General features: G+C 58.5%; 26 protein-coding genes, 2 tRNA genes and 1 pseudogene. 7 read left to right on the plus strand and 22 right to left on the minus strand.

Annotated elements, in window-relative coordinates:
* Window positions 1-64: 64 nt before the first annotated feature.
* Window positions 65-532: a peroxiredoxin gene (locus QPL96_RS06565; protein WP_303286432.1), complete on the plus strand. Its 468-nt coding sequence runs from the start codon at window positions 65-67 to the stop codon at window positions 530-532.
* Between the two features lie 7 nt (window positions 533-539).
* Here the strand turns inward: QPL96_RS06565 and QPL96_RS06570 are convergent, their stop codons facing one another.
* The gene (locus tag QPL96_RS06570; protein WP_303286434.1) at window positions 540-1,619 is read right to left on the minus strand and encodes an AI-2E family transporter; all 1,080 of its coding nucleotides are present in this window, start codon (window positions 1,617-1,619) and stop codon (window positions 540-542) included.
* Window positions 1,620-1,635: 16 nt separating this feature from the next.
* Complete coding sequence (locus QPL96_RS06575) at window positions 1,636-1,863, minus strand: sulfurtransferase TusA family protein (RefSeq protein ID WP_303286436.1); 228 nt, start codon at window positions 1,861-1,863, stop codon at window positions 1,636-1,638.
* Between the two features lie 165 nt (window positions 1,864-2,028).
* Between QPL96_RS06575 and QPL96_RS06580 the strand changes: the two genes are divergently transcribed.
* Window positions 2,029-3,507 (plus strand): M48 family metalloprotease, encoded by a 1,479-nt coding sequence (locus QPL96_RS06580; RefSeq protein WP_303286438.1) that lies wholly within the window; start codon window positions 2,029-2,031, stop codon window positions 3,505-3,507.
* Here the strand turns inward: QPL96_RS06580 and nadA are convergent, their stop codons facing one another.
* The 14 genes from nadA to aspS form a co-directional block, all read right to left on the minus strand.
* The gene (gene nadA, locus QPL96_RS06585; protein ID WP_303286439.1) at window positions 3,508-4,569 is read right to left on the minus strand and encodes a quinolinate synthase NadA; all 1,062 of its coding nucleotides are present in this window, start codon (window positions 4,567-4,569) and stop codon (window positions 3,508-3,510) included.
* A 115-nt stretch (window positions 4,570-4,684) separates the two neighbouring features.
* Window positions 4,685-4,760, minus strand: a tRNA-Lys gene (locus tag QPL96_RS06590).
* A gap of 69 nt (window positions 4,761-4,829) precedes the next feature.
* Window positions 4,830-4,905 (minus strand) — tRNA-Lys (locus QPL96_RS06595).
* An 85-nt stretch (window positions 4,906-4,990) separates the two neighbouring features.
* The gene (gene ybgF / locus QPL96_RS06600; protein ID WP_303286440.1) at window positions 4,991-5,737 is read right to left on the minus strand and encodes a tol-pal system protein YbgF; all 747 of its coding nucleotides are present in this window, start codon (window positions 5,735-5,737) and stop codon (window positions 4,991-4,993) included.
* A 16-nt stretch (window positions 5,738-5,753) separates the two neighbouring features.
* The gene (gene pal, locus QPL96_RS06605; RefSeq protein WP_303286441.1) at window positions 5,754-6,323 is read right to left on the minus strand and encodes a peptidoglycan-associated lipoprotein Pal; all 570 of its coding nucleotides are present in this window, start codon (window positions 6,321-6,323) and stop codon (window positions 5,754-5,756) included.
* A gap of 67 nt (window positions 6,324-6,390) precedes the next feature.
* Complete coding sequence (tolB, locus tag QPL96_RS06610; protein WP_303286443.1) at window positions 6,391-7,704, minus strand: Tol-Pal system beta propeller repeat protein TolB; 1,314 nt, start codon at window positions 7,702-7,704, stop codon at window positions 6,391-6,393.
* A gap of 16 nt (window positions 7,705-7,720) precedes the next feature.
* Window positions 7,721-8,701: a cell envelope integrity protein TolA gene (tolA, locus tag QPL96_RS06615; protein ID WP_303286479.1), complete on the minus strand. Its 981-nt coding sequence runs from the start codon at window positions 8,699-8,701 to the stop codon at window positions 7,721-7,723.
* Between the two features lie 79 nt (window positions 8,702-8,780).
* Window positions 8,781-9,227, minus strand: coding sequence for a protein TolR (gene tolR, locus QPL96_RS06620; protein WP_303286444.1), 447 nt, complete (start codon window positions 9,225-9,227; stop codon window positions 8,781-8,783).
* A 46-nt stretch (window positions 9,228-9,273) separates the two neighbouring features.
* On the minus strand, window positions 9,274-9,963 hold the full coding sequence (gene tolQ / locus QPL96_RS06625; protein ID WP_303286446.1) for a protein TolQ: 690 nt from the start codon (window positions 9,961-9,963) through the stop codon (window positions 9,274-9,276).
* A gap of 3 nt (window positions 9,964-9,966) precedes the next feature.
* Window positions 9,967-10,428 (minus strand): tol-pal system-associated acyl-CoA thioesterase, encoded by a 462-nt coding sequence (ybgC, locus tag QPL96_RS06630; RefSeq protein WP_303286448.1) that lies wholly within the window; start codon window positions 10,426-10,428, stop codon window positions 9,967-9,969.
* Entirely contained in the window at window positions 10,421-11,452 is a 1,032-nt protein-coding gene (gene ruvB / locus QPL96_RS06635; RefSeq protein ID WP_303286450.1) for a Holliday junction branch migration DNA helicase RuvB, read from the minus strand. The genes ybgC and ruvB overlap by 8 nt, the downstream gene beginning before the upstream one ends.
* 146 nt (window positions 11,453-11,598) lie before the next feature.
* A complete protein-coding gene (ruvA, locus tag QPL96_RS06640) occupies window positions 11,599-12,228 on the minus strand; it encodes a Holliday junction branch migration protein RuvA (protein ID WP_303286451.1) in 630 nt (209 codons plus the stop codon).
* Window positions 12,229-12,258: 30 nt separating this feature from the next.
* Window positions 12,259-12,786 (minus strand): crossover junction endodeoxyribonuclease RuvC, encoded by a 528-nt coding sequence (gene ruvC / locus QPL96_RS06645; protein WP_303286453.1) that lies wholly within the window; start codon window positions 12,784-12,786, stop codon window positions 12,259-12,261.
* An 81-nt stretch (window positions 12,787-12,867) separates the two neighbouring features.
* Window positions 12,868-14,676 (minus strand): aspartate--tRNA ligase, encoded by a 1,809-nt coding sequence (aspS, locus tag QPL96_RS06650; protein WP_303286454.1) that lies wholly within the window; start codon window positions 14,674-14,676, stop codon window positions 12,868-12,870.
* Between the two features lie 338 nt (window positions 14,677-15,014).
* Between aspS and fabR the strand changes: the two genes are divergently transcribed.
* On the plus strand, window positions 15,015-15,647 hold the full coding sequence (fabR, locus tag QPL96_RS06655) for an HTH-type transcriptional repressor FabR (protein WP_303286455.1): 633 nt from the start codon (window positions 15,015-15,017) through the stop codon (window positions 15,645-15,647).
* Here fabR and QPL96_RS06660 read toward each other — a convergent pair.
* The 6 genes from QPL96_RS06660 to QPL96_RS06685 form a co-directional block, all read right to left on the minus strand.
* A complete protein-coding gene (locus QPL96_RS06660) occupies window positions 15,644-16,078 on the minus strand; it encodes an HIT domain-containing protein (RefSeq protein WP_303286456.1) in 435 nt (144 codons plus the stop codon). The two genes, fabR and QPL96_RS06660, sit on opposite strands and share 4 nt — an antisense overlap.
* Before the next feature lie 31 nt (window positions 16,079-16,109).
* Complete coding sequence (locus QPL96_RS06665; RefSeq protein ID WP_303286457.1) at window positions 16,110-17,453, minus strand: UDP-glucose/GDP-mannose dehydrogenase family protein; 1,344 nt, start codon at window positions 17,451-17,453, stop codon at window positions 16,110-16,112.
* A gap of 27 nt (window positions 17,454-17,480) precedes the next feature.
* Window positions 17,481-18,476, minus strand: coding sequence for a UDP-glucose 4-epimerase GalE (gene galE, locus QPL96_RS06670; RefSeq protein WP_303286458.1), 996 nt, complete (start codon window positions 18,474-18,476; stop codon window positions 17,481-17,483).
* 9 nt (window positions 18,477-18,485) lie between these two features.
* Window positions 18,486-18,986, minus strand: a complete 501-nt coding sequence (gene tadA / locus QPL96_RS06675) for a tRNA adenosine(34) deaminase TadA (RefSeq protein ID WP_303286459.1) — start codon at window positions 18,984-18,986, stop codon at window positions 18,486-18,488.
* A 140-nt stretch (window positions 18,987-19,126) separates the two neighbouring features.
* Window positions 19,127-21,040, minus strand: a complete 1,914-nt coding sequence (locus QPL96_RS06680; protein ID WP_303286461.1) for a cation-translocating P-type ATPase — start codon at window positions 21,038-21,040, stop codon at window positions 19,127-19,129.
* Window positions 21,040-21,441, minus strand: a complete 402-nt coding sequence (locus QPL96_RS06685) for a metalloregulator ArsR/SmtB family transcription factor (RefSeq protein ID WP_303286462.1) — start codon at window positions 21,439-21,441, stop codon at window positions 21,040-21,042. The genes QPL96_RS06680 and QPL96_RS06685 overlap by 1 nt, the downstream gene beginning before the upstream one ends.
* Window positions 21,442-21,682: 241 nt before the next feature.
* Between QPL96_RS06685 and QPL96_RS06690 the strand changes: the two genes are divergently transcribed.
* From QPL96_RS06690 to QPL96_RS06705, 4 genes and pseudogenes are all read left to right on the plus strand, one after another.
* Complete coding sequence (locus QPL96_RS06690; RefSeq protein WP_303286463.1) at window positions 21,683-21,976, plus strand: hypothetical protein; 294 nt, start codon at window positions 21,683-21,685, stop codon at window positions 21,974-21,976.
* Between the two features lie 222 nt (window positions 21,977-22,198).
* Window positions 22,199-22,501, plus strand: a pseudogene (locus QPL96_RS06695) (acetoacetate decarboxylase family protein); the annotation flags it as partial.
* Between the two features lies 1 nt (window position 22,502).
* Window positions 22,503-23,009, plus strand: coding sequence for a DoxX family membrane protein (locus QPL96_RS06700; RefSeq protein ID WP_303286465.1), 507 nt, complete (start codon window positions 22,503-22,505; stop codon window positions 23,007-23,009).
* Window positions 23,010-23,271: 262 nt separating this feature from the next.
* The gene (locus tag QPL96_RS06705) at window positions 23,272-24,231 is read left to right on the plus strand and encodes a cation diffusion facilitator family transporter (RefSeq protein WP_303286467.1); all 960 of its coding nucleotides are present in this window, start codon (window positions 23,272-23,274) and stop codon (window positions 24,229-24,231) included.
* The last annotated feature ends 507 nt before the right edge of the window (window positions 24,232-24,738 follow it).

Genomic DNA, 24,738 nt, shown 5'->3' on the forward strand with positions numbered 1-24,738 from the left:
TCCGAATAAAACCGATATGGTAATGTTGAGCACGAACTGACACAAGGGAATTAAAGGAGATGTCATGCCATCCGTCGAGTTAAACAAACCTGTTCCGGATTTTGAAGCCGCGGCCACGGGCGACCAGACCATTCGCCTGGACGATCTCAAAGGGCGGAATGTCGTTATTTATTTTTATCCGAAAGACAACACCCCCGGCTGCACCACTGAAGGCCAGGACTTCCGCGACCGAATGAAACAGTTTGAAGAACTGGACACCGAGATTCTGGGGGTGTCACGGGATGGACTGAAAGCACACGAGAATTTCAGGGCAAAACACGAGCTTCCTTTCCACCTGATTTCCGACAAGGACGAGGCGTTGTGCAAGCTCTTTGATGTCATCAAACTCAAAAAGCTGTATGGCAAGGAATACACGGGGATCGACCGCAGCACCTTCCTGATCGATCAGGAAGGTGTGCTGAGAGCCCAATGGCGTGGCGTCAGGGTAAAGGGCCACGCGGATGAAGTGCTGGAGACTGTGAAGGGGCTTTGAGCGCCATTCAGACCTTTTCGCTATCCGGCGAAGGAACGGACTCCTTCACCGGCCAGGCGGAAAACACAGCCTTGAGCATGGTGGCGAGCGGAATGGCAAAGAAGACACCCCACAGGCCCCAGATGCCCCCGAAAAAGAGCACCGCCACGATGATGGCGACCGGATGCAGGTTGTTCACTTCCGAGAACAGCACCGGAACCAGCACATTGCCGTCCAGGGCCTGGATGATTCCGTAAACGGCCATCAGCCAGATAAACTGGCTGCCCCAGCCGAAGGCAAACAGTGCGATTACCGCCACGGGAATTGTCACTACCGCGGCTCCGATGTAGGGAATCACCACGCTCAAGCCAACCAGCAGGGACAGCAGCGCGGCATAGGGCATTCCGAGCAGCTTGAAGGCGATGTAGGTTGCTCCGCCGACTATGACAATTTCCAGCGCCTTGCCGCGAACATAATTGGCGCACTGCAGGTTTACCTCGTGCCAGATCGTCAGCATCATCGGGCGCTGGGGCGGAAGCAGCCTGGCAATGGAGCCAAGCAGGATCTCCCGGTCTTTCAGGAAGAAAAACACCAGGATGGGCACCAGTACCATGTAGATCAGCAACGCCACCAGATCCGGAATACTGGACAATGAAAAGGACACCAGCCATTGAGTGAACTGGCCCACTTCGGTGCTGACCTGCTGGTAAACCGCACCGACAGCGTCAGATGAAATCAGATGCGGGTACTGCTCCGGCAACAGCTCAAGGTAGGACTGCAGCTCGCGGATAATCCGTGGTGCCTCCCCGGCCAGGGCGCTGAGCTGAACCCAGATCAGCGGCAGCAGACCGAACAGGAAACCCACAAGCACGCCAAGGAACACCAGGAACACACCGAGGATGGAGACCATCTCGGGAATGCCAAGCCTGTTGAGCTTGGTGACCAGCCCCTGCAAAATAAAGGCGATGATGAGCGAAGCGATGGCCGGGGCCAGCATGGCACCAAACCAGATAACAAAGACTGTTCCTGTTACCAGAATCAGGAACAGGATGACCGCTTCTTCATCCGAAAAATATTTATGCGCGAGACCGCGTAACGTCCTGATCATTGACAACTCCGAAATATTAGCCGCCGCACTTTATCACAAACCGGTATTGCCCGGCGGCCTCAGAGCTGCTCATCAGTGTATGCCGGGAAAGCTTCAAAAACGCCGGGATGTCCCGGGCAGAGCCGGCGTCGGTGGCGATAACTTCGAGCTCCTCACCGGGCGCCATGGTGTTCAGTTCCAGTTTGGTTTTCAGCAGCGGCATCGGGCAACGCAGCCCGGAGGCATCGAGGGATCGGTCAACCATACAAACGAGGCACCATCACAGTCACTATAAGCGGATTTAACAAGCAGGCATTATGCCGACAGTGATAATGTATTGCATCACAATCCTCTTCAAGGAGGGGATAAGAACTTTTTATCGTAACCCGCTGTCCAACCGGCGATTCAGACCAAAGGCAACCGGCACTACATGATTCCAGACCAATCCCGCCATCGGGCATTCCTGACGTTCGGAAGCGCCGCGCTGCTTACCCTCACACTGCTGATCATGTCCCTGCCAGCCCGCGCCCAGGAAAGCAGACTCCCCAGTATTGGCGGCAACGGTGGCGGCCTGATCGCGGGCCAGCAGGAATCGGATATCGGCCAGCAGGTGATGATCTCCATTCGTCGCTCGACACCACGCATCACGGACCCACTGGTTTACGATTACCTGAGTGCCATTATATACCGGCTGGTACCTTCCGCCCCGCTTCAGAACCGCGATCTTACGCTGACACTGATCGACAGCCCGGCCATTAATGCCTTTGCCGTGCCAGGCGGTATCGTCGGGGTGAACGGAGGCCTTTTCCTCAACGCCGCAACCGAGCAGCAGTTTGCATCGGTACTGGCCCATGAACTTGCGCACCTCAGCCAGCGGCATTTCGCCCGCCGCATGCAACAGCAGGAAACCAGCGCGCCCCTGACCCTTGCGGGGATGATTGCAGGAATCATACTGTCAGCAGTCACCCAGTCCGATATCGGGATTGCCGCCATTGCCGGCACCCAGGCCCTGGCGGTCCAGAACATGCTTGCCTACAGCCGGGCCAACGAGCAGGAAGCGGACCGGGTTGGCCTGGACATACTGGCCACCGCCGGGATGGATCCCAGCGGAATGCCGGAGATGTTTGAAATCATGATGCGTCAGAACCGGATGCAGGGAAACCGGCCGCCCGAGTACCTGTCCACGCACCCCCTGACCCAGAGCCGGGTCGCAGACACCCGAAACCGTGCCGAACAGTATCCCGATGAAGATATCCGGGACGGGCAGGAGTATCATCTGATGCGCAGCCGCCTGCAGGTTCGTTACGCCCCCTCTCCGGAGATCGCGGTCGAAACCTTCGAAAGCTACCTTAAGCAGCCGGATGCGCAGCGAAACGACGCCATCCGGTATGGTCTGGCGGTCGCGTACACGGAAGACAGGCAGTATGAAAAGGCCGCTGACATCCTGAACGACCTGCTGGCAGGAAATCCCGGGAGGATCACCTTCCAGGTGTCACTGGCGGAGGTGCGGCTTGCCCAGAACCGACCAGACGACGCCAGGGCGATCCTCATGGGAGCCTTGGCAAGAAATCCGGGCAATTATCCGATTACCTACGCCCTGGCCGAAACCGAAATTGCCGACGGCAACGGCCTCGCGGCGGCCGAACACCTCAAGCAACTAACCCGCAAGCTGCCGGGCCAGGAGCAGCTCTGGCTGAAGCTCGCCGAGGCCGAGGGTATGGCACGGAACATCGTGGGCGTGCATCGGGCCCGCGCGGAATACGACGTCCTCATGGGGGATCTGGAGGCCGCACAGCGACAACTGAGGCAGGCACAGGAGAAACTTCCCGCAGGCGCGCCCCAGAGGCAGGTCGTAACCGAACGGCTGGCAGAAATCACCAGCCGCCTGCAGGCCCACCTCAACTACTGATCAGGCGTTGCCGGCGGCCTTCAGGTTCATGCTTGCGGTAAAATCGAGCATGCGCTGCAGCGGCTTCAGCGCCCGCACTCGCAGGGCCGGGTCCACATGAACTTCCTGATCACCCTGCTCCAGTACATGCAACAGGTTCTCCAGACCGTTCATCGCCATCCACGGACAATGGGCGCAGCTGCGACAGGTTGCGCCATTACCGGCCGTTGGTGCTTCAATCAGCGTCTTGTTCGGTGCCAGCTGCTGCATCTTGTAAAAGATGCCATTGTCAGTGGCAACAATGAATTTTTCATTTGGCAGCGTCTGGACCGCATGGATCAACTGGGACGTTGAACCCACCACGTCGGCCATGTCCACGACCGCATCCGGAGACTCCGGGTGCACCAGCACCGCGGCATCCGGGTAGAGCGCCTTGAGATCTTCCAGGCCACGGTACTTGAATTCCTCATGGACAATACAGGAACCATCCCAGAGCAACATGTCGGCACCGGTCGTCTTCTGAACGTAATGTCCCAGGTGTTTATCCGGCGCCCAGAGAATTTTTTCGCCGCGGGCGTCAAGATCTTCGATAATGGCCTGGGCACAACTTGAGGTAACTACCCAGTCTGCCCTCGCCTTGACTGCGGCAGAGGTGTTGGCATAAACCACCACGGTACGATCCGGATGCTGGTCACAGAACTCCGAGAACTCGTCTTCCGGACAACCGATATCCAGGGAGCAGGTCGCCTCAAGTGTGGGCATCAGCACCCGCTTCTCCGGATTCAGGATCTTGGCGGTCTCCCCCATGAAGCGAACACCGGCCACCACCACCGTCGACGCCGGATGCTGATTACCAAACCGGGCCATTTCCAGGGAATCGGCGACACAGCCGCCGGTCTCCTCGGCAAGGCGTTGAATGTCCGGATCCGTGTAGTAATGCGCCACAAGCACCGCATCCTGAGTTTTCAGGGCGCACTTGATACGGGCTTCCAGGTCTGCCTTTTCGCTGGTGCTGAGCGGCTTCGGCTCGGCGGCATGGGCCAGGTGTTCCTGGACAAGGATACGGTCTTCAGCGTGTGTCATTACGGCATCTCTGTGTTGCATTTTCAGGGGGAGTATTACCTAGGTAGGATCGTATACGCAAAAAAAAAGAGCCCGAAGGCCCTTTTTTCACAAAAACCCGGAGGTTTCTGTTAGCTGGTGGGTCGTGAAGGATTCGAACCTTCGACCAATTGGTTAAAAGCCAACTGCTCTACCAACTGAGCTAACGACCCATGACTGCTGATCAAAGCCTGTGGCCTCAATCCATGCCGAACGATTCAGCCCGCCCGGTATTTCGTAATTGGTGGGTCGTGAAGGATTCGAACCTTCGACCAATTGGTTAAAAGCCAACTGCTCTACCAACTGAGCTAACGACCCAAACGAGGCGCATATAGTAATGATTTTTGGGCGCTGATCAACCCCTTTTTTTCAGGTTTCTCAACATTTTTCCCATGCGGGGAGCTCAGATGTTTCCTGACGCCAGATACTTCTTTGCCAGCTCTGCAGCACTGCTGGCGGGGTAATTCTCAATCACCATTTTCATACGGCGCTGCGCCTCAGCCTTTTCACCCAGGCGGTCATGAGTCACGCCCAGCTTGTAAAGCGCATCGGGCGCTTTCCGGTGATCGGCAAAACGGGTGGCGACGATGGTGAATGCCTGCTTCGCCTGTTCCAGCTGCGGCTTGACCAGATAAACCTCGCCCAGCCAGTAATAGGCGTTTACGGTAAGGTCGCCTTCCGGATACTTATCGATAAACTCGTAAATCCGGCTGATGGCCTCATCATATTTCTTCTGGTTGCGGATAAGGTCCTGAATCTGTTCGTAGGCCTTGCGCTCTGCGGCACCGGGCTGGCGATACTCCCTGACTGCCGGGGCCGAACCGGAATTGGCCGGATTCGGACCCGTTGAGGGCTCGGTCGCCGGGGGCGATGCCAACTTCTCAGACAGGTCCAGGATCCGCTGATCCAGGTCGATATACCGGTCGCGCCCCTGCTCCTGCAGGCGGTTAATCAGATGCCTTTGCTCCTCCACTTCACCCTGAAGGCGCCTGACTTCGCCCTGAAGCTGCTGGATCATGTAGAACAGCTCAGCCGTGGCCTGGTTGCTGTTGGTGTTGCGCTGAACGTCCTGAGCCGATTGCGCCAGGGCTGCCCCCGCCTGCCCGAAGGCAAACGGGAGCAACACTGTCGCCATGAGTGTATGTCTCATGGTCCTTCCTGTGTAATTACTCAAACACGAGTTCCACACGACGGTTCTGGGCCCACGCACTTTCACTGGAACCCATCACTGCCGGCTTCTCTTCGCCATAGCTTACGGTTTCAATCTGTCCCCGTGAAGCACCATTCACAATCAGGAAGCGCTTAACCGCGTTGGCACGGCGCTCACCAAGGGCCAGGTTGTACTCCTTGGAGCCGCGCTCGTCGGCATGGCCTTCCAGACGAACATTCCGGCCCGGATTGTTGGCCAGGTAGCGGGCGTGGGCCACCAGGACGTCACGGGCTTCCGGCTTGATTTCCGCGGTGTCGAAATCGAAATAGAACACGGTGATCTCACGCAGCGCTGCCTGCTCGGCCTGTTCACGGGCGGCCATACGCTCTTCTTCTGTCATTGCCGAGGAGGAAATGCCACGCTGATCATCACCGCCGTACACGGTAGAACCGCCTTCCTGATCCACAGCCCCGACGTCTGAGCCGTACTCGCCGTCTTCCGCGGTTCCGCCGGTCGAACTACAGCCGGCAACCAGGCCTACGGAGAGCAAAAGTGCAAATGCCTTGAATTGAGCTGAAAACTTCATAATCTTTTCCTTTCAGTTGATTGACGTTATTTCTTGAACCATTACCGAAGCCGGTCGGGCTATGGCATCAGCGAACCAGAGGTCCCCAGGCCGGGTCCCGAACCTCCCCCTCGGAACCCGGAAGACTGTATGCCGCCCCGCCATCGGACGATATGACGGTAAGCACGCTGGTGCCATTCTGGTCGGTTGCATAGATCAGCATCCGGCCATTAGGGGCAACACTTGGAGATTCATCAGACTCTGTCCGGGTGAGGATGGTTTCCTCCCCGGTTTCGAGGTCTGTACGGGCAATTTGGAAAGCGCTGTCACGCTGATGTACATAATAGACAAATTCTCCGCTGCTATCGGCCCGCGGGCGGGCGTTGTAACGGCCACCGAAGGTAATGCGCCGGGGTTCGGCACCGGGTGTTTTCATGTGATAGATCTGGGGTCCCCCCGAACGGTCGGAGGTGAAGAAAATTCCTTTGCCACTGGCGTCCCAGTTCGCTTCGGTATCGATCGCCCAATGGTTGGTCAGCCTGGTCAACTGGCCAGTGTCCAGATCCATGCGGTAAATCTCCGCATTACCGTCCCTGGAAAGCGTCATCAGCAGCGACCTGCCATCACCGGACCAGGCAGGCGCCGAGTTAAGACCCGGGAAATCCGCAACCTTTGTACGCTTGCCACTGACAAGTTCATGCACGAATATCACCGGTTTTCCGGTTTCAAAGGAGACGTAGGCCAGCTTTTTGCCATCCGGCGACCAGGCCGGCGACAGGATCGGCTCCTGACTTTCCAGCCGGATGCGGGCCCGCTTGCCGTCCACATCGCTTACCTGCAAACGGTAGCGCGGCTTGCCGTTGGCGGTATCCAGAGTCACGAAGGCAAGCTGGGTCGAAAATACCCCGGGCACGCCGGTAATTGCTTCGTAAACCTTGTCGCTGATGTGGTGGGCAAGGGATCGCATATTGGACGCGGGCGCTGCCGCCGTTTCACCCAGAATCCGCTCCTCGCGGTTTACGTCGAAGAGCTCGTAGCGGGCCTGAACCCGGTCGCCACTGCGGGTGAGCCCGCCAACAAGCACATAACGCTGGCCTAGCAAACGCCAGTCCCGGAAATACACTTCTTCCCGCCTGGATGGCAGGCTCAGCATCTTTTCCGGTGGCAGGGTGCGAAATTCGCCTGTCATGGTGAGGTCCGCCTGAACAATACTGCCGACCTTGTCTCCGGCGGGCAGCTGACCAGACTCGGCGAATGGAACCACAGCGACAGGTATGGCGGAATCCGCACCCTCGGTTACCCGGATCAGCAGTTCTGCCCGTACACCTGAGACGGCGACGAATACCAGAACGATTGCTGCCAGCATTGGCTTTGACAAGTTGTTCCAAATCCCCTGTGTCATGGTGTTATCCGTATCCTTATCGCAACCTGCGTGGGTTGAACTCTATCGTAAACTGTCGGAAATACCGTTCAAACGTATCACGCTCGCTGGGTATCGGGTAACGGCTCAGGGAGCGTACAGCGCCCAGAGCTGAATTGTCGAAAGCGGTATTGCCACTGCTGGTGACCAGTTTCACACTGGCAAGTTCACCCGTAGGCAGCAGCGTGATCTGCAACCGCGCTGTCATCTCCTCGGTGGCCGACGGCGGCGGATACCACGCCTGGCTGAGCCTTTCCCGTATCAGTGCCTGATACTTCTCACTCTCGGACAGCATTTGCGCTTCTCTGGCCTTTGCGGCTGCCGCCTCTTGCTGGCGGCGAGCCTCCGCCTCGCGCGCTCGCCGGGCTTCATCTGCCTGGGCTTCCAACTGCTGCTCCCGGAGCTTCCGTTCCGCCTCAAGACGCTTGCGTTCAGCCTCCTGGCGCGCCAACTCTTCCTGGCGCTTGCGCTCCGCCTCTTCACGCTTGTGCTGCTCTTCCTGCCGGCGCTTCTGTTCCTCAGCCTTCTTTCTGGCCTCTTCCTGCCGCCGCTTTGCTTCCTCAGCCTTCTGGCGTTCGCGCTCTTTCGCCTCAGCCTCGGCTTTTTGACGGGCGGCTTCCTCTTCACGCGCTTTCCGGGCCTTCCGTTCCTTTGCCTCGGCTTCCTGTTGCTCACGCTCCTTCTGCTGCCGGAGCCGCTTCTCCTCTTCCTGTTGCTTCTGCTGGGCAACCCGGCGTGCCTCTTCTTCCTGGCGTCGCTTCTCGACCTCTGCCTGCTTGCGCTGTTCCTCGGCCCTGCGATCCTCGTCCCGTTTTTGCTGGTCCACCGGATCCACTATCGCGCTTGGCTCTGGTTCCTGCAGCGTGATCAGGCGTGCCGAGATGCTTCTGGGCGGCGGTTCGTGTTCCGGCGAGCTCCAGGACCAGCCTGTCAGCGCAATGCCAACGATCAGCACATGAAGCATTACCGACAGCACCACCGGCGACTTCCAGGGCGGCACTCCGGTTGTGGTTACTTCGCGCTGGTTATCTCTCACAACACTCCTGCCCGCACCGGTGTCACTTGTCGTCCCGGGGTGATTCAGTGATCAGGCCAATACTGCTGGCACCGGCACCCTGCAATGCCGCCATCAGACGGACCACCGTGCCATATTCAACGTATTCATCGCCACGGACCAGAATTTCACTGGAGGAGCGCTGAGACAGAATTTTGGCGACCTGCTCCCGGACTTCGGCCAGCGACATCGGATCGCTGCCCTTATCGCCCACTTCCACGTAGTAGGCACCGTTAGCGTCCACAGAAACGATGACCGACTCGACGTCTTTATCCGCCTGAATCGGATCAGAGGTGGTCTGTGGCAGATCCACCTTGACGCCCTGAGTCAGCATCGGTGCGGTCACCATAAAAATAATCAGCAGCACCAGCATCACGTCAATGTACGGAACCACATTGATTTCCGACATTGGCTTTCGCCGATGTTCCGGCATCATTCCCATGCCTTTCATAAACTTTGGCTCCTGCCCCGACTCCTGCCCTCAAAAGGTGCAGCCATCACGCGGCGCTCTTTTCAGTCTGGTGAACACGGCGGTGAAGAATACTGGAGAACTCATCCGCAAAGGTTTCATAATTCTTCAGCAGTGCATCGGACATGGCGGAAAATCGGTTGTAGGCGATCACCGCCGGAATTGCCGCAAACAGACCCATAGCGGTTGCAATCAGCGCTTCGGAAATACCCGGGGCAACGGTTGCCAGCGTCGCCTGCTGCACCTGGGCCAGGCCGCGAAATGAATTCATGATGCCCCATACAGTACCGAACAGGCCCACATAGGGGCTTGTCGAGCCGACCGTTGCCAGAAACGGAAGGTGGACCTCCAGGCGCTCCTGCTCGCGGGAGAAGGCAACACGCATTGCCCGCTGAGTGCCTTCCATCACGGCATCGGCATCACGGCTTTGCTGGCGCAGCCGGGAAAATTCCTTGAAACCGGCCCGAAACAGCGATTCCATACCAGAAAACGGTGTCGGTTCAGCATTCACTTCCCGGTACAACTGGCCGAGATCCATACCAGACCAGAAACGGTCCTCAAATGCCAGCTGCGCCTGTTTGGCTTTTCGGAACACCTGAAGGCGCTGGAAAATAAGCGCCCAGGACATAATTGATGCCAGGGCCAGCAAAAGCATGACCAGCTGGACCAATACACCGGCGTTTGCAATCAGGTACCAGACTGAAAGTTCTGAATCCACCTCTTACTCCTGGCTCATTCTGTGAGTTGTTTCAGGAGGCTGGACATTCCTGTCCAGCAGTTCCCGCATATTGTCCGGCAGGCGACGGGGGCGGCCGGTGTCCAGGGAGACACAGGCAACCCGTACTTCACCGTCGCAGAGCAGTTTCCGGTCCGCAGCGCGACTGACCCTCTGCCTGAAGTCCATCCACACCCGGCCGAAAGCCACTGGCTCGGCCGTTACCAGCAGTTCGTCGTCGAGCTTCGCCGCTACAGAGTAGTGGATAGACAGCCTCTGCACGACATAGCTGATATTTTCGGCAAGACCCGCCCTCAAACCAATACCACAACTGCGCACCCACTCGGTCCGGGCCCGCTCCATGTAATGAAGATATTTGGCATGGAATACAATGCCTCCCGCGTCCGTGTCTTCGATATAGACCCGGACCGGCAATTCAAAACCCGTTTCTGCCGACTGTTCAACCAAAAAGATCGTCCTCCCTGCCCGATTTTGGTGGGGTAACCCCGAAATGCTGGTAGGCATTGGAGGTGACCATGCGACCCCTCGGCGTACGCAGCATATAGCCCTGCTGGATCAGGAAGGGTTCGAGCACATCCTCGATCGTGCCCCGCTCCTCACTGATGGCGGCGGCAAGGCTCTCCACCCCCACGGGACCACCATCAAACTTTTCAATCATCGCCAGCAACAGCCGGCGATCCATATGGTCGAAGCCCTGACTGTCCACTTTCAGCATGTTCAGGGCCTGATCAGCAATGTCAGAGGTGATACGACCATCGGAGCGGACTTCGGCAAAATCACGGACCCGGCGCAACAGCCGGTTGGCGATCCGCGGGGTACCCCGTGACCGGCGTGCAATCTCGAACGCACCAGCTTCATCGATAGAAACCGAAGACAGGCGGGCGGATCGGACAATAATACGGGTGAGATCTTCGGTGTTGTAGAACTCCAGGCGCTGGACAATGCCGAAGCGGTCTCGCAATGGCGATGTCAGCAAACCGGCACGGGTGGTGGCCCCTACCAGGGTAAACGGCGGCAGATCCAGCTTGATTGAACGGGCGGCCGGGCCTTCACCGATCATGATGTCCAACTGGTAATCTTCCATGGCCGGATACAGCACTTCTTCCACGGCAGCGCTGAGGCGGTGAATCTCGTCAATAAAGAGAACGTCGCCCTCCTCAAGGTTGGTCAGCATCGCCGCTAGATCCCCGGCCTTCTCCAGGACCGGGCCCGAGGTTGTCTTGATGGACACCGCCATCTCGTTGGCAATGATATTGGCGAGGGTGGTTTTACCAAGACCGGGCGGGCCGAAGATCAGCACATGGTCAAGAGCTTCCTGGCGTCCACGGGCGGCTGAAATAAAAATATCCATCTGTTCACGGACGGTCGGCTGGCCAACGTATTCGGCCAGTAAAGCCGGGCGAATCGCCCTGTCATGCACTTCTTCGTATTCGCCGGCCCGGGCCGAAATCAACCGGTCGGATTCGATCATGGCATCACCCATAGTGTGGGAATCAACATCGTGCCTCGCCTTCTATCCGCTGCGATTTGCCCGCTGCTCCAGGCTGCCCCAATTGTACAAAGGGGTTTGAGGGTGTCACGTTACGCTCTCTACAGGTTCGCGACAGGTTTCGGTGATCAGGCCGGAATCATGTTGCGCAGGGCCAGCCGGATCAGGGTCTCGCTGCTCATGCCCTCCTCTGTCACCTTGCTGATGGCCCTGGCCGCTTCCTGGGGCTTGTACCCCAGCGCAATCAGCGCGGCTTCCGCCTCCTCTGTCGCCGCTGCCCCGCCAGATGCAGCGTGTCCGACCACCTGGCCCACTCCTGTCGTTTCCGGCGACGTTGGCACGAATTGTCCTTCAAGTTGCCCTATCCGGTCGGTCATTTCAATAAGAAGCCGCTCAGCCGTCTTCTTACCGACCCCGGGCAGCTTGACCAGCGAGGCGGAGTCCCGGTTTTCCACACAGCGGATAAACTGTCGGGCATCGAGGCCGGAAAGAATACCCACCGCCAGTTTTGGCCCCACGCCATTAACCCTGATCAACAGGCGAAACAGATTCCTGTCCAGCCGAGAGGCGAAGCCGTAGAGGCTCTGGGCATCTTCCCGGACGGCAAAATGGGTGTGAAGGGTAACTTCATCGCCCGTTTCAGGCAGGTGAAAGAAGGTGGTGTAGGGAATGTCGATTTCGTAGCCAAGGCCAGCGCACTCTATCAGCGCCTGGCCCGGAGCCTTTTCAACCAGAATACCTCGGATACGACCAATCAAGGGGTATCTCCTGTGGCTCTTGTGAGCTGTTTACTGTTGCCGCACGCGACCGCTTCGAACCTTTCCGGCACCACTGGCCACCCGCAGGATACTCTGACTCATGTGAGCATGACACATCGCAATTGCCAGGGCATCGGCGGCGTCCGCCTGGGGTTTGCGTGAGAGTGAAAGCAACACCTGGACCATGTGCTGGACCTGAGACTTGTCTGCCCCGCCCCTGCCGACAACTGCCTGCTTGACCTGCCGGGCGGAATACTCGTGAACCGCGAGGCCACTGTTGGCGGCACTGACGATAGCGGCCCCCCGGGCCTGGCCCAGTTTCAGGGCCGAATCGGGATTGCGCGCCATGAACACCTGCTCGATGGCAAATTCTTCCGGACGATACTCGCCGATCAGCGTGGCCAGACTTTGGAAAATGGTTTGCAGGCGCTCTGCCATGGGTTTCTCACCCACGCGGATGCAACCACTGTCGATGTATTCGATGTGCCGACCTTCCACACGGATGACGCCGTAACCGGTAGTTCTCGATCCGGGATCAACGCCCAGAATTATCGCCACATCAATGCCTCTGCCTGGTCACAGCGACTCTGACAGTCGCCCGGGCGCAGAGCGCAAGGCCCCGTACCCATTGCTCACAATTCAGTTATTACCCTCGCCTGATTCGGCCTTGTTGCCTTCCACCGGTTTTGCTGGCTTACGCAGACGGATGTGCAACTCACGCAGCTGTTTCTCGTCCACTTCGCCCGGCGCCTGAGTCATCAGACAGGTAGCGCTCTGGGTTTTCGGGAAAGCGATCACGTCACGAATGGACGTAGCGCCGGTCATCAGCATCACCAGACGGTCCAGGCCGAAGGCCAGGCCACCATGAGGCGGGCATCCGAACTTCAGGGCGTCGAGGAGGAAGCCGAACTTGGCCCGGGCTTCTTCCTCACCGATACCCAGGATACGGAACACCGCTTCCTGCATTTTCTCGTCATGGATACGGATCGACCCACCACCCAGTTCGGTACCGTTCAGCACCATGTCATAAGCGCGGGACAACGCACTGGCCGGATCTGCCGCCAGGTCTTCCGGGCTGCAGGAAGGCGCGGTGAATGGGTGGTGAATCGCGGTCAGGCCACCGTCCGGGGTTTCCTCGAACATCGGGAAATCCACGACCCAGAGCGGTGCCCATTCGCAGGTCAGCATATTCAGATCGTGACCGATTTTAGTCCTCAGCGCGCCAAGGGCTTCGTTGACCACGGTTGCCTTGTCGGCGCCGAAGAACACGATGTCGCCGTCTTCGGCACCCACTCGCTCCATGATCGCCTGGGCCACGTCGGCGCCCAGGAACTTGATGATCGGAGACTGCAAACCCTCTACGCCCCTGGACAGGTCGTTGACCTTGATATAGGCCAGGCCCCTGGCGCCATAGATGCCGACGAATTTGGTGTAATCGTCAATCTGCTTACGGGTCAGCTCGCCACCCCTGGGTACACGCAGGGCCGCCACACGGCCCTTCGGGTCCTTGGCCGGGCCGGCGAAGACCTTGAAGTCCACACCCTCAACCAGATCATTCACATCCAGCAGTTCCAGCGGAATACGGAGGTCTGGCTTGTCGCTGCCGTAGCGCTGCATGGCCTCGGCATAGGGCATTTGTGGGAAGGGCGGCAACTCAGCATCCAGCACGTCTTTGAACAGGGAACGAATCATGTCCTCGTTCAGGCCCATAAGGGTCTCTTCGTCAATGAAGGAGGCCTCGATGTCCACCTGGGTAAATTCCGGCTGACGGTCCGCCCGCAGGTCTTCGTCCCGGAAGCACTTGGCGATCTGGTAGTAACGGTCCACGCCAGACACCATCAGCAGTTGCTTGAAGAGCTGGGGCGACTGGGGCAGCGCGAAGAAGGAACCTTCGTGGGTACGGCTGGGCACCAGGTAATCACGGGCGCCTTCCGGTGTGGCGCGGGTCAGGATGGGGGTTTCCACATCCATGAAGCCGTTGCTGTCAAGGTAGTTACGGATGTAGCTGGTTACCCGGGAGCGGAAACGAAGACGGTTGATCATCTCCGGACGGCGCAGATCCACATAACGGTAACGCAGGCGAACGTCCTCACCCACATCGACATGCTCGTCCAGCGGGAACGGCGGCGTTGCCGCGGCATTCAGGATGGCCAGCTCCTTGCCCAGCAGCTCAACCTGCCCGGTAGGCATGTTGTTGTTCTCGGTTCCGGCAGGACGACGGCGCACGCGGCCCTTAACTTTGATGACAAACTCGCTACGGACTTTCTCCGCCAGGGCAAAGCTTTCAGGGGTGTCAGGGTCGACAACCACCTGAGACATACCATCCCGATCCCGCAGATCCAGGAAGATAACCCCACCGTGGTCACGACGGCGGTGGACCCATCCGCAAAGTGTGACTTCCTGATCAATGTGGGATTCGTTGATCCCACCGCAATAATGACTGCGCATACCGGTTCCTGTTCGTTACGTTTAATGTATTCGTAATATGTTCGTCTTTCGCCGCCTCGGCTGGGGCGGTGCTTTCCGAAACACGCTGTGGATACGTCCCTGTACGCTCTGCTCCGCCATCCATGGCTCCGCAAGGTTTCGGAAAAGCCCACCACACCCGGCGCTACGTTGTTCGTGCCCGCTCAAAAAATGTCGCGACCATAGCGGAAAAGCCGCCCATTATAAACACAATGGCGCTGAAAATCAGGCGTGCTGGCACGCAAATGAGGCGACCGGATGACTGTGGGTTGGCAGCCGGCTAGAATGCTGCCTTTTCTACCAGCAGATGGAGTCTGAACTTGGCCACCAGAGCGGAGCAGAAACTGAAAACACGGCGAGCGCTGATGGACGCTGCACTTGCCCAGTTAAACGCTGACCGGGGCTTCGGAAGTCTCAGCCTGAGGGAGGTTGCCCGGGAAGCGGGGATCGCCCCCACCTCTTTCTACCGACACTTTGCCGAACTCGATGAGCTGGGGCTGGCGCTGGTGGATGAAGGCGGCGTTGCGCTTCGGCAACTGATGCGCCAGGCCCGCAAACGGATCGCCCGGGACGGTGGCAGCGCCATTTCGACATCCGTGGAAACCTTCATGGAGTATTTGGGCAACAATTCCAACCTTTTCCGGCTGATGCTGCGTGAGCGTACGGGGGTTTCAACCACATTTCGAACAGCTGTGAAAGCGGAGATTGACCATTTCGTGACGGAACTGGCCGATGACCTCCGGCGGGTCGCGGACGAGCAGGGCAAGCCACTTTCCGAAGCCAGATTGGTGGCGGAAGCCATGGTGACACTGGTATTCAACCAGGGTGCCGAGGCGCTGGATGCGACTCCGAAGGAGCGTGAGGAACTCAAGGTCAAGCTGAAAACCGAGCTACGGATGATTCTGGTCGGCTCCCAGACGCTGGCAAAATACCAGGCTCGTTCAGGGCGCTAGACGCCCGACCGGAGTTCCAAGAGCACCGGACCAAGCCGGTTGCGGACCAGCTCCAGCTCCTGATCGGTATAAGGCACCGGCGCCTGCGTGCCCCACACCGGGCCTGGCCACGCCGGGTCGCCTTCGAAACGCACGATATGGTGAATGTGAAGCTGGGGCACCATGTTGCCGAGGGCGGCGACGTTCATCTTGTCGCCGCCGAACACGTCCATCATGGCCTCGCTCAGCGCTGATGACTCCCGCACCAACTGGTGCTGCTGATCCGCCGGCAACTGGTAAATCTCCCGGACACCGGCAACAGCCGGGACCAGAAGCACCCAGGGCCAGGCACTGTCATTCATCAGCCGGATCTCACACAGCGGACTATTGCCGAGACCAATGGTATCGGCATTTAACCGTTCGTGTAACCGGAAGTCCTCTGGGCCGCTCATGATCGCCCCCCCTTGTTTGCTGCCAATGTGATTACTGCGAATGGAACTGGCTGCGGCCACGGCCGATGGCGTAGTAAATCAGACCGTAACGCTCCAGCATCTCCGGCTCGTACAGGTTGCGACCGTCGAACACGACCGGCTCACGGAGAGAGGAAGCGACCGACTCGAAATCCGGTGAACGGAACTCCTTCCATTCGGTGCAGATTGCCAGCACATCCGCGCCCTTGAGTGCTTGCTCTTTGGTACCGCAGAGGGTCAGACCGTCCTGGTCACCGTAGATGCGCTGGGTTTCTTCCATGGCCTCGGGATCAAAGGCCTGAACGGTGGCGCCGGCTTTCCACAGGTCTTCCATCAGGGTACGGGCGGACGCTTCGCGCATGTCGTCAGTGTTGGGCTTGAAGGCCAGCCCCCAAATGGCCACGACCCTGCCCTTCAGGTCGCCACCGAAGTAGTGACTGATCTTATCGAACAGGACGTGCTTCTGGGCGTAGTTGACCGCCTCAACCGCGTTCAGCAGCCGCGCATCGTAGCCACAGTCACTGGCCGTCCGGGCCAGCGCCTGTACATCTTTCGGGAAGCAGGAACCACCGTAACCACAGCCGGGGTAGATGAAATGATAGCCAATCCGGGGATCGGAACCAATACCACGACGGACAGCTTCAATGTCCGCGCCCAGTCGTTCGGCCAGGTTGGCGATCTCATTCATGAAGCTGATCTTGGTAGCCAGCATGGAATTGGCGGCATACTTGGTGAGCTCCGCAGACCTCAGATCCATGAAGATCATACGGTCATGGCTGCGGTTGAACGGGTAATAGACTTCCCGCAGCAGTTCTGCCGCCCGCTCGCTGTCGGTACCGACAACAATGCGATCAGGCTTCATGAAATCATTGATGGCCGCGCCTTCCTTGAGGAACTCGGGGTTGGACACCACATCGAAGTCCAGCTCCAGCCCACGGCGGTCAAGCTGGGCCCGAACCGCTGCCCCGACCTTGTCACCAGTACCAACCGGCACCGTGGACTTGTCCACGACCACCTTGTAGTCGTCCATGAATTCACCGATGGACCGGGCCACAGCAGTAACGTACTGCAGATCCGCTGACCCGTCCTCATCCGGAGGCGTGCCGACCGCAATAAACTGCAAGGTCCCGTGGCCGACGGCTTCTTCGGTGTCTGTGGTAAAGGAAAGACGCCCTGCCTCGACGGTGTGCTTCACAATGCTGTCCAGACCTGGCTCGTAGATGGGAATCTGGCCATTCTTCAGCTTTTCGATCTTGGCCTGATCAACGTCCATACACAGAACGTGATGACCAACATCCGCCAGACATGCGCCGGTCACAAGCCCTACATAACCGGTTCCAAAAATCGTAATTTTCATCCGTTAAATCCCAATACAAACAAGAAATTAATGGGTGTCGCTGGTTTTTTTCTTCTGCCAGATTGCTTCCCAGGCCAGAGCCGTTCCCACAATAGTGTCCAGGTCATCGTAATCAGGTTGCCATCCGAGGGTTTGCCTGATTAACGTGTTATCCGCCATCAATGCCGCCGGGTCGCCCGCACGCCGGGTGGTTTCGGTAACTGGAAAATCGACGCCGGACTGTGTTTTCACAACATCAATCACTTCGCGAACCGTAAACCCGCGACCATAACCGCAGTTCATGACCTTCGAACGACCGCCGTCCGCCATGTAATCCAGCGCCATGACATGCGCTTTGGCCAGATCTTCAACATGGATGTAATCCCGGATGCAGGTGCCGTCGCGGGTGTCGTAGTCGGTACCGAAGACACTCATGCCTTCGCGCTGGCCGGTGACGCATTCACAGGCCACCTTGATCAGGTGGGTCGCCTCGGGTGTAGCCTGGCCGAGCAGGCCGCCAGGATTGGCGCCTGCCACATTGAAATAGCGCAGGATCACGTAGTTAAGGCCGGAGGCTGCGGCCAGGTCCATGATCATCCGTTCGCTCATCATCTTGGAGGCGCCGTAGGGATTGATGGGGGCCAGCGGCAGATCCTCGGTCAGCACCGTCTGCTCAGGCATGCCATAGACGGCCGCAGTGGAGGAAAACACCATGTAAGGCACTTGGTGCTTTTCGACCGCTTTCAGAAGATTCAGGGTATTGCGAGTATTGTTGCTGTAGTATTTCAAGGGGTTGGCAACGGATTCCGGCACCACAATGTTGGCCGCAAAATGCAGAACCGCCTCAAACCGGTGACGGGAGAACAGATCCTCGAGCGCCGCCTCATCGCCCAGATCCCCAACCACCAGTTCGCCAGCGGTGACCGCCCAGCGGTAGCCTGTGGAGAGATTATCGAAGACCACGATGTCGTGACCGGCCTGGCCCAGCTGACGAACCACATGACTGCCAATATACCCGGCACCGCCGGTAACGAGGACTTTCATAGGCGAGGACTACTCCTTCCCTGAAGGTTGTTTGCGAAGGCGCCGGATTTCCGCCCGCCGCCGACTGAAAAATTCAGTGATCGCCTCACTGCACTGATCGGCCAGAACACCGCCGACCGCAGTCACACCCCAGTTCAGATGAGACTCTTCCAACGTCCGGCGTGCCGATTCCACCGCCCCGGCCTTCGGTTCGGCAGCGCCGTACACAAGGCGGCTGATGCGGCCATGGACAATGGCACCCACACACATGGTACAGGGCTCCAGCGTAACGTAAAGCGTGGCGCCAGGCAGCCGGTAATTGCCAACCCGGGCGGCCGCATCCCGCAACGCCCGGATCTCAGCATGGGCGGTCGGATCGCAACCGGAAATCGGCGCATTGAAACCTGCCCCGATCTCCCTGCCGTCGAGCACCACCACGGCGCCTACCGGCACCTCTCCCCTTAGTGCGGCCTCCGAGGCAAGCTGCAGAGCCCGGGTCATCCAATATTGATCGGTTTCTGTTCGGGACATTGTTTTTCGGGCCTGGCATCGGTTAAGCCGGGGTCAGAAGAAAGCCTTCTTCCGACCCCTTGTTCAGGCGGGTTCCGGTTATTCTCACTCAATCGTAAATAAACCGCAAAAAGCCAGCAGGTCGGCTTGATGCCCACCCGCTAGGCCTTCAACATCCGCAGGCCGCTGGCGATCACCACGAACTCGCTGACTTCATGGGCGAGCACGGCGATGGGTAGCGAAAACACCCCGCTGATGGCACCGACGATCAGGACGCCGATCACAACAACGGACAGGGCCAGGTTCTGGCGGATCACGTTCCAGTTGCGGCGACTGAAACGGATCAGGTACGGCAGTCTGGAGAGATCGTCGGCCATCAAGGCCACGTCCGCGGTTTCCAGCGCCACGTCGGTACCGGCCGCACCCATAGCGATACCCACGTAGGCGGCGGCCAGTGCCGGGGCGTCATTGACACCATCACCCACCATCGCCACACGGCCGTATTCTTGGTCGAGTTCTTTCACTTTGCGGGTCTTGTCTTCGGGCTTGAGTTCGGCGAACACCTCGTCGATACCGGCCTGGGCGGCGATAGCTTGGGCGGTGCGCGGGTTGTCACCGGTCAACATAATGACTTTGTGAATCCCGGCCCGCTTCAAGTTAGCGACAGCCTCCGCCGCTTCCGGCCGCAAGGGATCGGCGATGGCGATGAGGCCGAGCGCCACCTGGCTGGTGCCGATGACGACGACCGTATTACCTGCAGCCTGCAGTTCCTCGATACGCGCCTCGGCCTCGGCCAATGCTACCTGTTTTTCGGCAAACAGAGCCGGACTACCGATGAAATATTGCTCGCCCTTGACCCATCCCGTGGCGCCGGCACCCGTCAGAGACTGAAAGTCTTCGGCAGGCAGGGCCTCGATGCCTTGCTCCATGGCGCGATCCAGCACTGCGCGCGCCAGTGGGTGCTGGGAGCGAGCTTCGAGTGCCGCGGCAATGCCGAGCACACCCGCTTCATTGCCGCCGTTCAAGGGTAAGATATCGGTAACCCGCGGTTGGCCCAGGGTCAGTGTACCTGTCTTGTCCAGAGCGACAACGCGAATCCGCGCCACGTTTTCCAGGTGCACGCCACCCTTGACCAGAATACCCTTGCGGCCCGCGGTGCCGATGGCCGCCACCAGGGTGATGGGGATGGAAATCACCAACGCGCAGGGAGCAGCGGCAACAATGAATACTGTAGCGCGAGTCAGCCATTCTTCCCAGCCCAGGCCAAGCAGCCCCGGCACCAGCGCCAACAGGACGCCGACGCCGAGTACAACCGGGCTATAACGTTTGCCGAAACGCTCGATAAAGCGTTGGCTGCGGCCCTTGCTGGCCTGAGCCGCTTCCACCAACTGGATGATGCGCGCGAGGGTGTTGTCGACCGTGGTCTTGGTGACCCGCACACTGAGCGCGCCCTCGCTGTTGAGGGTGGCGGCGAACACGGTATCACCCACCGCTTTTTCCACTGGCACTGATTCGCCGGTAACCGGGGCCTGGTTGAGGCTGGAGCGACCGTCGATGATCTCACCGTCGGTGGCCACCGCCTCGCCGGGATGGACGATGAAGACATCGCCAACCTGAAGGTCTTCGACGGGAACACGCATCTCCTTGCCATCGCGCGCCACCAGGGCGGTCTTGGGCGCCAGGTCCATCAGTGAACGTACAGCATGGCGGGTGCGCTCCGCCGTGTAGCCTTCGGCCGCCTCGGAGATGGAATAGAGAAACACCAGGCTGGCGGCCTCGGCCCACTGGCCCATGAGACCGGCAACGATGGCAGCCAGGCTCATCAGCAGCTCGATACCGATCTCCCGCTCTCTGACCAGTTCCTCGAAAGCCTCGCGACCGAAATACCAGCCGCCGATGATGACGGACAGGAGATACAAACCGGTTTCCGGCAACGACGCCAAACCCAGCTTGCCGCCGATAAAACCTACCGCCAGCAGCAAACCCGAGGTTGCCGAGGTCACCACCTGCGGATTGCGCCAGGGTGGCGGCATCGCCTGCCCGGCTTCAACGGTGGCGCAACCCGGGCGAGCCATTACCTAGCTTCCGCCTTCAGGTCATTGGTCAAAATACCCACCCGGCAACGCCCGCCTTCGCGCAGGCCCATACGTTCCTCAAAGCGCGTGAGATCCGCCTGAAAGACCTGCTCCGGATCCGGTAGCGCACACACTGTCGCCGTCAGCTTCTTCATATAGAGGGGTTTGGTTACCAGGCGATGGTAGATCCAGCTTCCGTCCTTCTGGGCAGACAACAAGCCAGACTGGCGCAGGATCTTCAGATGGCGAGAGAGTTTGTAGGCCGGTTCCTTGAGACTATCGACCAGCTCGCACAGGCAGGCCTCCTCCCCCGTTGTCACCAGCAGGCGGATGATGCGTAGCCGGGTCCCGTCGGCCAGGGCCCGAAACAGAGTCTTGGGTTGAATTGTCAACGTATGCATAGTTGCACTTTAATGCAATTGTTTTCGCCATTCAACTCTAGCCAACGCGCAGTTCGATGCCTTTTGCCAGGCTTGTGACAACCCCCATGAAGCTATTCGTGCCCACGGCATCAAACTGCTCAAAAAAATTCCTAATGAACGCTGCAACTCCTGAGATTCCCGACCAGTCAATACAAACATTGACAATCCCTGTATTTCGGCCAAGCATTCTTTGTGGAAGTGCTTGCACCTGGAGGCCATTATGCACATATCACTAACCCCCAAACTGGAATCTCGCGTTAAAGCCAAAGTGGAAACCGGCCTGTACAACAATGCCAACGAAGTCATCCGTTTTATGGAAACCCATGAAGACTGGATTCACGAGATCAAACTGACCCGACTACGTGAGCAGCTGAAATTGGGAGCAGACCAACTAGACCGTGCAGAAGGTATCGCAATCGAATCAAAAGTGGCGCTCGATGCTGGATCACTGGGCCGCCGGACGAAACGATGTCTAGCGAACGCTGTCCCACCCGGATTGGAAGGCAAGGCATGACGCTGCAGAGCGCGTGAATGTCTTCGACCTCACCGCATAAAGCGTCGCAGGACTGTCACGTCGATCTACGTCAGGCTCCTGCATGTACGGCGTGATCAATGAGGCATTTGAGTCGGACGAAGATCACATACTTGCCAATTCGTCCAACCCGTGATTAAAAGGATAACCAACCAATGAACCCGCCAACGCTATCAAGAACGCCTTCGCGATGTCCCTGAACCCCTTCAGGTCACCGAGCCAATTGTGAAATACGAATTCATCCGCATGCCGGATAGTACAGGCTTTGGCGACTACACTGAATCCGGCCAGGTCATTCCCTTGGAATTCTAGGGGCGCAAGGGAGCCTATGTGCATGCAATGCTCCTCAACGACGACGGCCCGATTGCCGGCGGCCGCGGGATCTGGAGATTTCCCAAGAAACTGGCCGAGCCGCAGCTACGGGTGGAGAAAGACACGAGCACGCTTTGCCACGGCTGGCACATGGAGTATTGTAACTCCAGAAACAGTTATTATGAGGAAAAATAAAATGTTAGTTCCACAACCCCGTGCCAAAGGTATTGGCATTATTCGCATATTGTTCGGCGTCATTTGGCTGATTGACGCTCAGTTCAAATGGCGGCCTGGTTTCATCAACGACATGTCCAGCTATCTTAGTGGAGCGTTGACAGGTCAGCCGACATTGGTGAAGGCCTGGATAAATTTCTGGATAGAAGTTGTGAGTGTGGACCCGGTTGCTTTCGCGTATTTCGTGGCACTCGCGGAAACAACGCTGGCGTTCGCCCTCATTTTTGGCTTCTTGTCCAACCTTGCCTATCTGGGCGGATCTGTTCTGGCGTTTGGCATCTGGTCAACTGCTGAAGGATTCGGCGGCCCCTATGTCGCTGGGACAACCGATATCGGTGCGGCAGTGATCTACATCTTCGTATTCGCCCTACTTTGGCAAACGCGTGCCGGCCTCTATTTGGGATTGGATCGACACCTCGGCGAGCGGTTCGGCCCTCTGGCATTCCTGGCTTCCGGTCGGGTGACGTGAAACCGCACAGCACCCGACAAGGGCAACTCACTTGCCTGAAGCGGCGTCGGAAATATGCTGCAAAGCACCATTCAGTCTGGCAGGTGGGGCTCTCTCCTGAAAGGTGGATCTCTTACGAATTGGTATATTCCCCGGTAGCATAGCGAATGATCCGAGTGACAAAATCCTGCCTTGTCCGCCGCGCTGAACTGGCGCTGTAACAATAGCAGGAGATCCAGTAAAGTCAGAACTCCTCTCACCCGAATGAAAGGAGAACCGCAAGATGGTTGTTGAACTGAGTGAACCCGGCCGGCGTGGCGACGACGACAAAGACCGTGGGTATCCTTCCAGCAAGCACGGCGGCGGAACCTCCGCCAGCCGCCACAAGGGAAGCCTGGAATGGACGCTGGCAATGACGGGCACGTTTCTTGTTGTTGAGGTTATCGGCGGGCTTTGGACGGGCAGCCTGGCGTTGCTGGCCGATGCCGCGCATATGGCAACAGACGTGGGCGGGCTGTTCATGGCGCTTGTTGCGGTGCGCTTTGCCGAACGACCGGCCACGCCTCAGATGACCTATGGATTTGTCCGCACCGAGGTGCTCTCGGCGCTGGTCAATGCCGTCGTACTTCTGTTGGTCACTGCCTTCGTGCTGCGCGAGGCGTATTTGCGCCTGTCCGCGCCGCCCGAGATTCTTGGTGGTCCGATGCTGGCGGTTGCGGTGGTGGGGCTAATCGTCAACCTGATTTCGATGCGGATACTCCACGCCGGATCACAGGAGAGTCTAAACCTCAAAGGGGCCTATTTCGAGGTGCTGGCCGACATGCTGGGCTCCGTCGGGGTGATCCTTGCGGCGCTGGTGGTGTTGCTTACCGGCTGGACCATTGCCGACCCGATCATCGGCGCAGCCATCGGGCTCTTTATCGTGCCGCGCACCTGGATCCTGCTGAAGGGGGCGCTGCGCATCCTGCTGGAAGGGGCCCCTGCCCATATCGATGCCGGGCTCTTGCGCCAGCGGCTGATCGAAATGCCCGGCGTCACCGAGGTACACGATCTGCACGTCTGGTCCCTGACCTCGGGCCTCGACGCGATGAGCGGCCATCTGGTGGTGGACGACATGGCGCGCGCGGGCACCGTGCTCGCCGCCGCCCGGGAGGCCATGCACGAGGACTTTGGGATCACCCACGCCACAATTCAGATTGAGGATGCCGCGGCGGCCGAAACCGAAGAAGCAACCCATGCTTGAGGGCGTATGGACATATTTCGGAGGACGTTGCCGCACACCCCAAGTGACCCGGGAAATCCTTGTCTTGGCCGCATGTCATGCAATGACGATCCCATACCATGTGAACGGGCATGTCCGGTGATCATTTCATCGTATGGTCCAATCGGTCGGCCCATTTTTCTGAGTTCGGCCCGGGGCTGGTGCTGCCGGCCATGCCTGATGCTTCCATCCATACGTCAGTGAATTCGACGTAAATCCATATAAATCATTCGGTTATTCCGATTTTCCGATTGCTACCGACAGACACCCATAGTAAATGATGTGTTCCGCCGAAAGCAGGTTTCCGGCGGAACAGGGCTTGACGTCCTGGTCCCGCATGGCGGGACCAGGATTTGTGCTATTACTTCGTAACTATTCAGCTGCCTCCCCGTAAAAAGCCCTGTTAGCCCCGTTCCGGTGCCGACATAAAAGCCGGCTCACGCCCGGTAAACAGCTGCGTCAATACCTCGGAGGCACCCAGGTTCTGTT

The sequence above is a fragment of the Marinobacter sp. SS8-8 genome, assembly GCF_030540945.1.
In the GTDB taxonomy this organism is placed as follows: Bacteria; Pseudomonadota; Gammaproteobacteria; order Pseudomonadales; family Oleiphilaceae; genus Marinobacter.

Excerpts from the sequence above, each read along its gene's own strand:
- aspS (WP_303286454.1), bottom strand. The coding sequence starts at position 14,676 with ATGCGCAGTCATTATTGCGGTGGGATCAACGAATCCCACATTGATCAG.
- galE (WP_303286458.1), bottom strand. The coding sequence starts at position 18,476 with ATGAAAGTCCTCGTTACCGGCGGTGCCGGGTATATTGGCAGTCATGTG.
- QPL96_RS06660 (WP_303286456.1), bottom strand. The coding sequence starts at position 16,078 with ATGAGCGGCCCAGAGGACTTCCGGTTACACGAACGGTTAAATGCCGAT.
- QPL96_RS06690 (WP_303286463.1), top strand. The coding sequence starts at position 21,683 with ATGCACATATCACTAACCCCCAAACTGGAATCTCGCGTTAAAGCCAAA.
- QPL96_RS06665 (WP_303286457.1), bottom strand. The coding sequence starts at position 17,453 with ATGAAAATTACGATTTTTGGAACCGGTTATGTAGGGCTTGTGACCGGC.
- ruvB (WP_303286450.1), bottom strand. The coding sequence starts at position 11,452 with ATGATCGAATCCGACCGGTTGATTTCGGCCCGGGCCGGCGAATACGAA.
- tolR (WP_303286444.1), bottom strand. The coding sequence starts at position 9,227 with ATGAAAGGCATGGGAATGATGCCGGAACATCGGCGAAAGCCAATGTCG.
- nadA (WP_303286439.1), bottom strand. The coding sequence starts at position 4,569 with ATGACACACGCTGAAGACCGTATCCTTGTCCAGGAACACCTGGCCCAT.
- QPL96_RS06580 (WP_303286438.1), top strand. The coding sequence starts at position 2,029 with ATGATTCCAGACCAATCCCGCCATCGGGCATTCCTGACGTTCGGAAGC.
- QPL96_RS06570 (WP_303286434.1), bottom strand. The coding sequence starts at position 1,619 with ATGATCAGGACGTTACGCGGTCTCGCGCATAAATATTTTTCGGATGAA.
- QPL96_RS06700 (WP_303286465.1), top strand. The coding sequence starts at position 22,503 with ATGTTAGTTCCACAACCCCGTGCCAAAGGTATTGGCATTATTCGCATA.
- QPL96_RS06685 (WP_303286462.1), bottom strand. The coding sequence starts at position 21,441 with ATGCATACGTTGACAATTCAACCCAAGACTCTGTTTCGGGCCCTGGCC.
- tadA (WP_303286459.1), bottom strand. The coding sequence starts at position 18,986 with ATGTCCCGAACAGAAACCGATCAATATTGGATGACCCGGGCTCTGCAG.
- pal (WP_303286441.1), bottom strand. The coding sequence starts at position 6,323 with ATGAAGTTTTCAGCTCAATTCAAGGCATTTGCACTTTTGCTCTCCGTA.
- QPL96_RS06680 (WP_303286461.1), bottom strand. The coding sequence starts at position 21,040 with ATGGCTCGCCCGGGTTGCGCCACCGTTGAAGCCGGGCAGGCGATGCCG.
- ybgF (WP_303286440.1), bottom strand. The coding sequence starts at position 5,737 with ATGAGACATACACTCATGGCGACAGTGTTGCTCCCGTTTGCCTTCGGG.
- QPL96_RS06565 (WP_303286432.1), top strand. The coding sequence starts at position 65 with ATGCCATCCGTCGAGTTAAACAAACCTGTTCCGGATTTTGAAGCCGCG.
- tolB (WP_303286443.1), bottom strand. The coding sequence starts at position 7,704 with ATGACACAGGGGATTTGGAACAACTTGTCAAAGCCAATGCTGGCAGCA.
- QPL96_RS06575 (WP_303286436.1), bottom strand. The coding sequence starts at position 1,863 with ATGGTTGACCGATCCCTCGATGCCTCCGGGCTGCGTTGCCCGATGCCG.
- QPL96_RS06705 (WP_303286467.1), top strand. The coding sequence starts at position 23,272 with ATGGTTGTTGAACTGAGTGAACCCGGCCGGCGTGGCGACGACGACAAA.